At 37.2% G+C, this 10,716-nt stretch carries 8 protein-coding genes; 6 read left to right on the forward strand and 2 right to left on the reverse strand.

All coding sequences use genetic code 11. The features are described from left to right. The 3 genes from zwf to edd all read left to right on the forward strand — a co-directional run. The coding region (gene zwf / locus ACFIKE_RS05915) for a glucose-6-phosphate dehydrogenase (RefSeq protein WP_375648633.1) at positions 1 to 979 on the forward strand (979 nt) is incomplete at its 5' end. Between the two features lie 10 nt (positions 980 to 989). Then, positions 990 to 1,742 carry a 6-phosphogluconolactonase gene (gene pgl / locus ACFIKE_RS05920; RefSeq protein ID WP_375625163.1) on the forward strand — a complete coding sequence of 251 codons (753 nt, stop codon included), beginning with the start codon at positions 990 to 992 and terminating at the stop codon, positions 1,740 to 1,742. Between the two features lie 56 nt (positions 1,743 to 1,798). Beyond that, positions 1,799 to 3,622 carry a phosphogluconate dehydratase gene (gene edd / locus ACFIKE_RS05925; RefSeq protein WP_375648634.1) on the forward strand — a complete coding sequence of 608 codons (1,824 nt, stop codon included), beginning with the start codon at positions 1,799 to 1,801 and terminating at the stop codon, positions 3,620 to 3,622. Positions 3,623 to 3,688: 66 nt separating this feature from the next. Here edd and folD read toward each other — a convergent pair whose 3' ends face one another. Beyond that, the gene (gene folD / locus ACFIKE_RS05930; protein ID WP_375625161.1) at positions 3,689 to 4,588 is read right to left on the reverse strand and encodes a bifunctional methylenetetrahydrofolate dehydrogenase/methenyltetrahydrofolate cyclohydrolase FolD; all 900 of its coding nucleotides are present in this window, start codon (positions 4,586 to 4,588) and stop codon (positions 3,689 to 3,691) included. 314 nt (positions 4,589 to 4,902) lie between these two features. Here folD and ACFIKE_RS05935 point away from each other — a divergent pair, with 314 nt between their 5' ends. Continuing rightward, a complete protein-coding gene (locus tag ACFIKE_RS05935; RefSeq protein WP_375648635.1) occupies positions 4,903 to 6,783 on the forward strand; it encodes an AsmA family protein in 1,881 nt (626 codons plus the stop codon). 313 nt (positions 6,784 to 7,096) lie between these two features. On the opposite strand, the gene ACFIKE_RS05940 is transcribed toward ACFIKE_RS05935, so the two are convergent. Then, positions 7,097 to 7,240, reverse strand: a complete 144-nt coding sequence (locus ACFIKE_RS05940) for a hypothetical protein (protein ID WP_012754785.1) — start codon at positions 7,238 to 7,240, stop codon at positions 7,097 to 7,099. 235 nt (positions 7,241 to 7,475) lie between these two features. Here ACFIKE_RS05940 and ACFIKE_RS05945 point away from each other — a divergent pair, with 235 nt between their 5' ends. Both ACFIKE_RS05945 and ACFIKE_RS05950 read left to right on the forward strand, forming a co-directional pair. Then, positions 7,476 to 8,219 (forward strand): 16S rRNA (uracil(1498)-N(3))-methyltransferase, encoded by a 744-nt coding sequence (locus tag ACFIKE_RS05945; RefSeq protein WP_375625159.1) that lies wholly within the window; start codon positions 7,476 to 7,478, stop codon positions 8,217 to 8,219. Between the two features lie 68 nt (positions 8,220 to 8,287). Beyond that, entirely contained in the window at positions 8,288 to 9,661 is a 1,374-nt protein-coding gene (locus ACFIKE_RS05950) for a glutamate--cysteine ligase (RefSeq protein ID WP_375625158.1), read from the forward strand. Positions 9,662 to 10,716: the final 1,055 nt, after the last annotated feature.

A 10,716-nucleotide genomic window follows, 5' to 3' on the forward strand; every position in this document is an offset into this window, starting at 1 on the left:
ATTTGCAAGCGCCTTTAATGAAGAGCAGATCTTTCGTATTGATCATTATCTTGGGAAGGAAACTGTTCAAAATTTAATGGCATTGCGGTTTGTTAATACACTTTATGAACCGCTATGGAACTCCAACTATATTGATCATGTTCAAATAACCGTTGCTGAATCTTTAGGGTTAGAGGGGCGTACAGAATATTATGAAAGCACTGGTGCTCTACGCGATATGGTGCAAAACCATATGCTACAATTACTTTGTTTAGTTGCTATGGAAATACCATTTACCAACAGTGCTAATGCTGTACGTGATGAAAAACTTAAAATTTTACATTCTTTAACACCGCTTGATGTACATAATGTAGGGCAGCATACTGTACGTGGGCAGTATCTTTCTGGTCTATCAAATGGTATATCTGTAGAGTCTTATTTCGATGATCTGGGAAGAGTGAGTAAGACTGAAACATTTGTAGCGCTTAAGGTTAAGATTGATAACTGGCGTTGGGCTAATACGCCTTTTTATTTACGAACAGGTAAGCGCATGTTCACGCGAATGTCTGAAGTTGTTGTGGTTTTTAAACCTATTCCTTATAATATTTTTAATGTGGATTTAGATGAAATTTTTTCTAATCGGCTTGTGATTCGTCTCCAACCTGATGAGGGTGTAAAACAATGGTTGATGATTAAGGATCCAAGTTACGGCGGTATGCGGTTTCGTCACATTCCATTAGATATGAGTTTTGCTTCCGCATTTTCTGAACGTAATCCTGATGCTTATGAACGTTTATTAATGGATGTTATTCGTGGAGATCAAACGCTGTTTATGCGCCGTGATGAAGTTGAGGCTGCTTGGCGTTGGATTGATCCAATCATTGAGGGGTGGGAAGAAATAAAACAGCCTTTTCACAGTTATAACGCTGGTTCGTGGGGGCCATCTGCTTCGGCGATTCTCATGGAACGTGATGGGCGTATATGGAACAATTTAGTTTAGAGCAATAAGTATGTATAGAATGAATATTGACCGTTTAGATTTTGAAACCCCTCAGACTTTAGCCTTGGCATTAGCAGATCGAGTAGCCGCAGAGCTTAGTGTATCTGTTCTTGAGCGTAAGAGAGCAGTTTTAGCGGTGTCTGGTGGTAAAACACCAGAATTGTTTTTTCATTATTTGTCAAAAGCGGATATTGATTGGAAAAATATCATTATTACTTTGGTCGATGAACGTTTCGTTCCTACACACGATGAACGTTCAAATGAGCATATGGTACGGTGTCATTTGTTACAAAATTTTGCCGAAAAAGCGCGTTTTGTAGGGCTTTATCATAAAGCGATTACTGCTGAACTTTCAGCTTTTTCAGCGGCGAGTCGTATTAATACTTTGCCTAAACCCTTTGATGTTGTTGTTTTAGGAATGGGGGGTGATGGACATACGGCTTCTTTTTTTCCTGATGCTGATCGTTTAAAGCAAGCGCTTGATCTGCGAACACAAGCACTTGTTTTGCCCCTTCATGCTAAGAGTGCTGTTGAGCCAAGACTCTCACTAACTTTGCCAGTTATTATGCAGTCTCGTTGTATTATTCTCCATATCGAAGGTTTTCAGAAACGCGATTGTTTTGAAAAAGCTTGTCAAGATGGATCTGAAATAGAAATGCCTGTTCGGGCAGTTTTGCGTAATTCCCCTCATCTTGTGCAGGTTTATTGGTCGCCTGCAGATAATGAAATAAGTGAATTAGAATATGAGAGACAAGGTGAATAAAAACGTACTCTCTCTCAATGAATGAGGGGAAGCAACAATGAAAGAGGGAGGGGAATATGGCACTTTCCAAGACAATTGCCACAGTTACACGAAGGATTTATGAACGTTCTCGATCAACACGAGAAATTTACTTAGATCGTATTGCGAAAGCACAAGTTCATCGCCCCAAACGAAGTTTTTTAGGATGTGCCAATCAGGCTCATGGTTTTGCTGCTTGTGGTGCAATAGATAAAGAGCGTTTGAAGGGAAATATCGTTGGGAATATTGGCATTATCACGGCATATAACGATTTACTTTCAGCTCATCAACCTTTTGAAAAATTTCCTCACTTAATTAAAGAGTCGGCCCGTATGGTTGGTGGTGTTGCACAGGTTGCAGGTGGTGTTCCCGCGATGTGCGATGGTGTTACGCAGGGAAATGCGGGGATGGAGCTTTCCCTTTTTTCGCGTGAAGTAATTGCAATGGCGACAGCTATAAGCTTATCACACGATGTCTTTGATGCAGCATTATATCTTGGGGTGTGTGATAAAATTGTACCAGGTTTATTGATTGGTGCACTAACATTTGGTCATTTACCAGGAATTTTTATACCAGCTGGTCCTATGACAAGTGGTCAAGGTAATGATGAAAAAGCGAAGATACGTCAACTTTACGCGGAAAATAAAATAGATCGCCAAACACTTCTAGCATCAGAAGCTCGTTCTTATCATGGACCAGGAACATGTACATTTTATGGAACCGCTAACTCTAATCAGGTGATACTGGAGATGATGGGGCTTCATATGCCGGGAGCTTCTTTTGTTAATGCGAATACACCGTTGCGTGATGCTTTAACAAAAGAAGCTACGAAACGTGTACTTGAAATGACAGATCTTGGTGATCATTATAGTCCACTTGGTATGATCATTGATGAGCGTTCTTTCGTGAATGCCATTGTAGGATTAAATGCAACAGGAGGTTCTACCAATCATACGATTCATTTGATTGCTATGGCTGCTGTTTGCGGTATTAAATTGACATGGCATGATATTGCAGAAATTTCTTGCCATGTGCCTCTTTTAGCGCGCATTTATCCTAATGGTTTAGCGGATATCAATCATTTTTATGCTGCTGGGGGGATGGGATTTATTATTCGCGAGCTTATCGATGCAGGTTTAGTACATGAAGATGTTTCAACGGTTTTTGGTAAAGATCTCAATGCTTATGCAATTGAAGCAAAGCTTTCTGCTGATGGTCATGTGGTGCGTGAAGCGGCTCTCAAGGAAAGTGGTGATCATAAGGTGTTAGCAGGGTGGAGAAAGCCATTTCAGCCTGACGGTGGTCTTCGTGTTTTATCGGGAGATTTGGGAACAGCTATTATAAAAGTTTCCTCTGTTAAACCAGAGTATTGGCAGATTAAAGCACCAGTCTTTGTTTTTAATGATCAAGAAGAACTACAAAAATCTTTTAAATCTGGAGTGTTGTATGATAAAGATTTTATCGCTGTCATTCGCTATCAAGGACCAAAAGCCAATGGTATGCCAGAGCTTCATAAATTAACGACCATTTTAGGCGTTTTACAAGATCGCGGTCAAAAGGTAGCATTGATAACCGATGGGCGTATGTCAGGGGCGTCAGGAAAAATTCCTGCTGCCATTCATGTGACACCGGAAGCAGTGGATAATGGTCCCATTGCACGTTTGCAAGATGGTGATATTGTTTTTCTTGATGCTCATGAGGGTAAATTAACTCTTTTGGAGGATTTAGCAAAATTTAACGTACGAAAAATCATACCTCCTGATCTTTCAAAAAACGAACACGGTTTTGGACGCGAACTTTTTCATGTTTTTCGTCAATCCGTTAATCGTGCAGATCAAGGAGCATCTGTTTTTATGACATGAAAAATGCAAAAATAAACAAGCTTAATCATGTACAATAAAACCATATACAAGGAATTGTTATAATTCTTAGAATTTTGGCATAGGCAGATTGTGTGATCGCGCGGCGGCTTTGAGTGTATTAACCATAAGCATGGCAATTGTCATTGGTCCAACGCCTCCTGGAACAGGGGTGATCGCGGCAGCTTTTTCTTTTACGTTTTCAAAATCGACATCACCAACAAGACGTGTTTTCCCTACACCTTTTTCTGGTGCAGCAACGCGGTTAATACCGACATCAATAACAATTGCACCATTTTTGATCCAGTCTTTTTTAATCATTTGTGGGCGGCCTACAGCTGCGACTAAAATATCAGCGCTTCGACAAACATCATCAAGGTCACGGGTACGACTATGGGCAATTGTCACAGTGGCATTGGCTGCTGTTAAAAGGGCAGCCATAGGTTTTCCAACAATATTAGAGCGTCCAACAACGACAGCATCAAGTCCAGATAAATCTTGCCCACAGTGTTGTTCGATCATCATCATGGCACCAGCTGGTGTGCAGGGAATAATCGCATCTTCAAGTGCATTTGCCGCGAGTTTTCCTACATTAATATAATGAAAACCATCAACATCTTTTTGGAAAGCAACGGCTTGTGTTATGCGATTTGTATTCATATGAGCAGGGAGAGGCAGCTGTACCAAAATACCATGAATTTTTGGATCAGAATTTAATGTTGCAATAAGTTGAAGGAGTTCTTGTTCTTGTGTTTCTTTGGAAATGACATGTTTGATTGAAAGAAACCCACATTCTTCGGCTTTTTTATTTTTTGAGGTGACATATACTTGACTTGCGGGATCATCTCCAACAATAATAACAGCGATACTAGGTTGTATATTATAGTGATGGCGGAGCTTTGTTGTTTCGGCCTTAACTTTCGCAATAATCTCTTCAGCAAGTTTTTTTCCATCGATAATATTATTCATTCAGAGATCCTTTCGGTAAGGCTGTTTGTTTTTTTGTAAAGCATTTTCTAATAATACGATAGAGTTTTATAGCAATATTCATATGAGAACAGTAAGAATGGTTTTATAATGTTGTGGATTTATAGTTTTGAAGATTTTTAAATAATTGCTTTATAAAGAAGCAGCAACATTGCTGTTTGAATAAATTTTGGATAAAGAACAAAAATAATTAAGATACAAAGTGGATATAGTGAATTATAGGGTTATAAAAACTTTTTTTGATCATTTAAGTTTGTTTTTAATCTGTTATAGGGGGATAAATATAGAGGGATATTGTGCGCATCAGAATAATAAAATTTTTGAGCGGAATTTTTATTACAATTATCTTTTTATTTGGAGTGGGGATTCTCGTTTTACCTTATCTCATCTCTACAGATGCGATTCGCATTCGTTTAGCGCAGGATTTGAGTGCATGGACCGGTTACAATGTGCAATTGCGTGATCCACCGCGGTTACATCTTTTTCCTTATCCTAAAGCATTTCTTTCTGGTGTTACTTTAACATCTAAAATGGATGATGTTGGGCCATTAATGGAAGCTGAATCAATAGAAGTTGATCTTTCTGTCGTCGATCTTCTTTGGGGACATGTTTCTTTTTCAGAGACGCGGATTATGCGTCCTCAATTTGTTATGGAAAAGCCTGTTAAAACAATAGCAGATTTTTTTGATCGGTTTTCTCGCTCACAAGGTGCATTAGGGTTGGCAATACGCAATACGCGTGAAATATTAAAACATAATCCTGAACATCCAGAAATAGAGCACCTTTTAAAACAACCTTTTGGGCGGATTGTCATTAAAAATGGTGTTCTTGTGTATCACGATAGTTTTTCAGGATTAGCAGAAAAAATAACAGGATTAAATGCGACTTTAGATTGGCCGGAATCGACTCGGGAAGTACGGTTACGTGCAGATGCGCGTTGGCGCGGAGAATTTACAAAGTTATCAATTGATGCTTCTCAAGCATTGCTGCTTCTTGCAGGAGGAAAAAGTCATATTAGGGCAAGTCTCAATTCTGTACGTGGGGGAATAACTTTTACAGGAAAGGCTCGGTTATCTGAATATTATATTTTTGACGGAAAAGTATCGATGCGTTCTCCGGGATGGAATCAGACATTATCTTGGGTTGGTGGAAATCAGTTTTGGGGACATAAATTTAAAATACCCATTGTATGGGAATCTCATTTTTTAGCGCAGCCAATGCATATTCAAATGAACAATGTTACATTTACGATGGTGAAAGCAAATGCGCGAGGAGCTTTAAAACTCGATTTTCAAGATTATGTACCAAATGTTATGGGTTCGTTAGCCTTTGATAACCTAGATCTTAGCCTCTTGGGTTCAATGTTTTTTTCAGGTAAAAAGAAAAATTCCTTCTTTGATATGACAATTTTTCATCGTATTGGCGTGGATATACGACTTTCTGCGCCACAAGCTAAAATAGGAAATATTTCACTCACAAATTTAGCTGCTGCAATACAAATAAGAAATGGGCATGGTATTTTTGATCTTGGACATGCGAATATTTTTGGTGGATCCGTGCAAAGTAATATTGAAGTTACGCCAGCTGGACAGAAAGTGCGTATAGGAGGAAATATTTCAGGTGCTTCTATTGATATGCAGGAGACTTTAGAAACCTTGGGATTTATTCCATTTATACAAAGCAAAACGAATTTTACTGCAACGGTACGAACACTTGCTGATTCTTGGCGAGAAATTTTTACAAAAATGCAGGGTGAATTAACACTGAAGATGTCTTCTGGTCGGCTCTTAGGGTATGATTTGAACGAATTACAAACAAGACTTTTAAATAAACAACAATTTCTTTTAATGACTAATGATACTTTTTCAACAACATTTGATCACTGGGATATTCAGACAAGCTTTTCAGAAGGTATGATGAAGGTGACAGAGTCATTAATGCGTACAGCAGACTTGAGCTTATCCATTCAAGGAAGCGTTGCAACTGCTATCGCGCAAGGGAAGCAGAATGAATTGATATTACAGGCACAACTACGCAAAAACTATAGATCAGAAACTTTATGTAAAGATGTCCAATGTCTCGCTAATAGCCTTGCATGGCCTTTTACATTTTCTCTAAGCTCTAAAGGACAAAATCATGGTAACTTTTGGGTTACAAAAGATATTGACGCAGATTGAGAATTGTTTTTTATCTATATAACATTCTATCTTATAATGGTAATCCATCTTTTTGTAACTTAAAATTGTCTTTTAAATTTAAATCAGAGGTCTCACTATCGGAAGATTTTCTCATTTTAAATCCGTTCGTGATGAAGCAGTAAAAATCGTTCTCTCTGTCATAAGTGTGGTTGATACAGATAAATGATTAAAGAGAGAAATAAAAATCCTTCTTATGGAATCTTTCAAATACAAGAAATTCATAATATTGATGCAAGTTCTTAGAAAAGTTTCTAAAAAACATTAAATTTTTAAGAGGGATGTCGGCCAGTGCTTACTGAATCCCAGAAGAAATACCATAGCCATCTTTGGTAATTGTATGCTTCCCATCTGCTCCAACAGAACCAATTCCCACTGTAATCAAAATAAAGGCTAAGAGGGTTGTAATCGTAATAATTGTAGCTTTTTTAGCAGACATATTTTTCCTCCACGGATGCATCAATGACTGAATGCAAAGATGAATGGTGCATTATTTAAACTTTTATGAAAGTAGAATCACTTAAGGATCTATAAGTTCCTGTTATTATCTCATAAAGCTAAAAAAACTCTATAATTCTTTAATATATTATAGTTCTATAGATATAATTTTTTCTTTTTGCTATATATTTTTCTTTATTTTCTCGATGACGATAGTGAGCATTGGCAAAATTTTCATGCGCATAAATTATAAACTTAAAAGATTATTTATACGACAGACATTGGCTCTGAATGAAGAAATAAAGATAGAGGGGGCACAAGCTTCTTATCTTGTGCATGTTTTGCGTATGAAAGAAGGAGCAGAAATTTTACTTTTTAATGGACAGGATGGTGAGTGGCTTGCTAAACTTATCATTGTTAAGAAAAAATTTGTTGTGGTTCAGCTTATCCATCAAGAAAGATTACAAACGACGCATTCCAGTCTTATCTATTGTTTTGCTCCACTCAAAAACGCGCGGTTGGATTATATGGTGCAGAAAGCTGTTGAAATGGGGGTATCGGTTTTGCAGCCTGTTATAACGCATCATACGCAGGTTACGCGTATCAATATGGCGCGTATGGAAGCCAATGTTATTGAAGCTTCTGAACAGTGTGGTATTTTATCTCTCCCTGAATGCGTATCTGCTCTATCATTAGCAGAACTTTTAGCACGATGGGATGAGACACAGCCTTTATTTTTTTGTGATGAAGAGCATAAATCGCATAATCCATTACCTTCTTTTAAAAAGCGTGACGTTACAACACCTGGTATTCTTATTGGACCGGAAGGTGGCTTTAGTGAAGAAGAGCGGAGCTTTTTAAAAAAACATCCTTTTGTGGTTCCAATATCATTAGGTCCGCGTATTTTACGCGCTGACACTGCCGCTGTTGCTGCTTTGGCTCTTCTTAATGCTACCGTGGGGGATTGGGCAATGGATTGAGAAATCTGTAAAATCATTCTAAACAATTCATTTAAGATGATGATACCAATGATAGGATACGATAAGTTATGGCGCTTGATATAACTGATGAAAGTGAAATTTATAACTTAGATTCCTTGGTTAGTTATTTCCAAGGGGGGTATAAAGCAGAAGATGATTGGCGTATTGGTACAGAACATGAAAAATTTCCGTTTTATAAAGATGGTTTTCACCCTGTTCCATATGAAGGAGAGAGGGGAATCCGAGTGCTTTTAGAGAGGATGCAAAGTGCCTTAGGATGGAAACCTATTTTAGATGACGAGAATATTATTGGGCTCGTAGGATCAGTTAATCAGGGAGCCATTTCTTTGGAACCTGGAGGACAATTTGAATTATCTGGTGCACCATTAAAATCAGTAGGACATACATATCACGAGTTGATGGAGCATTTAACTCTTCTCAAAAAAATTGCAGAACCATTGGGTATAGGTTTTTTAGGTCTTGGAGCTAGTCCAAAGTGGACTTTAGCTGAAACGCCACGAATGCCTAAATCACGTTACCAGATTATGACTGATTATATGCCTAAAGTGGGATATAATGGTCTTAATATGATGTATCGCACATCAACAGTTCAGGTTAATCTTGATTTTTCATCTGAAAGTGATATGCGGCGAAAAATGCAAGTATCCATGAAGTTACAGTCCATTGCAACAGCATTATTTGCAAGTTCACCTTTTACAGAAGGACGCCCAAATGGCTTTTTGTCGTGGCGTTCTGAAATTTGGCGTAATACGGATAATCAGAGGACAGGCGTTCTTCCCTTTATATTTTCTGAGCGTTTTGGTTTTGCTGATTATGTTGAATGGGCTCTTGATGTTCCAATGTATTTTGTTGTGCGTGATGGTCGTTATTATGATTGTACACATATAACGTTTCGTCAGTTTATGAATGGAGCATTAAAAGGACACGTTGCAAATTCAATTCCAAACATGGGAGATTGGATTAATCACTTATCGACGTTATTTCCTGAAGTCCGCTTAAAAAGATTTTTAGAAATGAGAGGAGCTGATTGCGGTTCTTGGAAGCGCATTTGTGCGTTGTCGGCTTTTTGGGTCGGGCTTCTTTATGATAGGGAAGCACTTAATGAGGCAGAAGCTTTGACAAAAGATTGGTGTTTTGAAGAAGTTTTAGATGTGCGCCAACGCGTTCCTAAAGAAGGGTTAAGAACTCCTTTTCGTCAAACTATTCTTTTAGAGTTAGCACGACAAGCTCTTGCTATTGCCCGCAAAGGCTTAAAAAATCGCAAACAGTATGATACCAATGGTTTTGATGAAACAAGTTTTCTTAATCCTTTAGAAGAGGTTGTTGCAATGGGACAAACAGATGCTGAAAAATTTTTGTCTCATTACTATTCTATTTGGAATGAATCTGTAGAACCGTTATTTTTAGAATGTGCCTATTAAATTTGAAGAAAAGAGACTTCCTACTTTTTAAAAAATGCATATCATCGTGGTGGCTCATTCACTCATTTGCTCTGGAGAGCATATCCTGCCTTGCTTTTAACATTTCTCATAAAGGGTACAATACAAAAATCTCTTAGGCAGTGTGATTTTTATACCCAATTATATCACGATATTTCCGTAATCTTAATGCTGTACCTTTGTGCTAAAGATAGCTCATAAAAGATATACTTAAGCTTATTATAAAACATTTTTATTCACGTGGCTCATCCCACTTATGAATAGGTTTGAAAATAATATTTTTCACTTTTAAAAGGGATAAAAAAATATAATTTGCGTTTAAAGGAGGAAATATACCAAAAATCATTTTTAATGGATAATTTCTTGAAATTATGTTGCTAATATGAATATTTCTTTATGTCTTATTATTCTCACTCCATGTATTTGATTATATTATAGCAATATGTGTTATTCTTTTGTTACAAGAGTAAAGTATGGAATAAAAATAAAAAATTTCAGTTTTTGTAGAGACGGGCAACAAAAACTTTTTTGTTAGTTAAACATATCTAGTGCACTTTTAAATTTTTCTTCTTCCATTTTTTAGTAGCCAGATCTCAAGGGGCTTTTATACCTTTTTGTACCATTATACGATATAGTTATACACTCATCATGAAGGCAATAGATGTATTTTAAAAACGGGTAGGAAAATTACAGGAGATCATTTTCTCTATACAGATAATTTATTCTTTTACTATTTCCTCTTTTTAGCGATATTCTGAATCTCTATAGTTGTTATTTAAGGTATGACTGATAAAGTTCGTTGTACGGATCGAGATCATTTACTTTGGTATATCCAAGTGATATTAATACAGCGAACAAAACGATCAATAGAGAAGATAAAACAATAAATGTTACGGTACGTTTCATGAGTGATTTAACTCCTTATCTTCGATAAATAGGTCGGTATTGAATACGGGGCTATTACGACGGTTGATATCATTTAATTTGGTTATATCAATGGTATATGTGATATTTTTGTTGGTATTGTGTTTCAAATT

The organism is Bartonella sp. MU70NMGDW (assembly GCF_042194085.1).
In the GTDB taxonomy this organism is placed as follows: Bacteria; Pseudomonadota; Alphaproteobacteria; order Rhizobiales; family Rhizobiaceae; genus Bartonella; species Bartonella grahamii.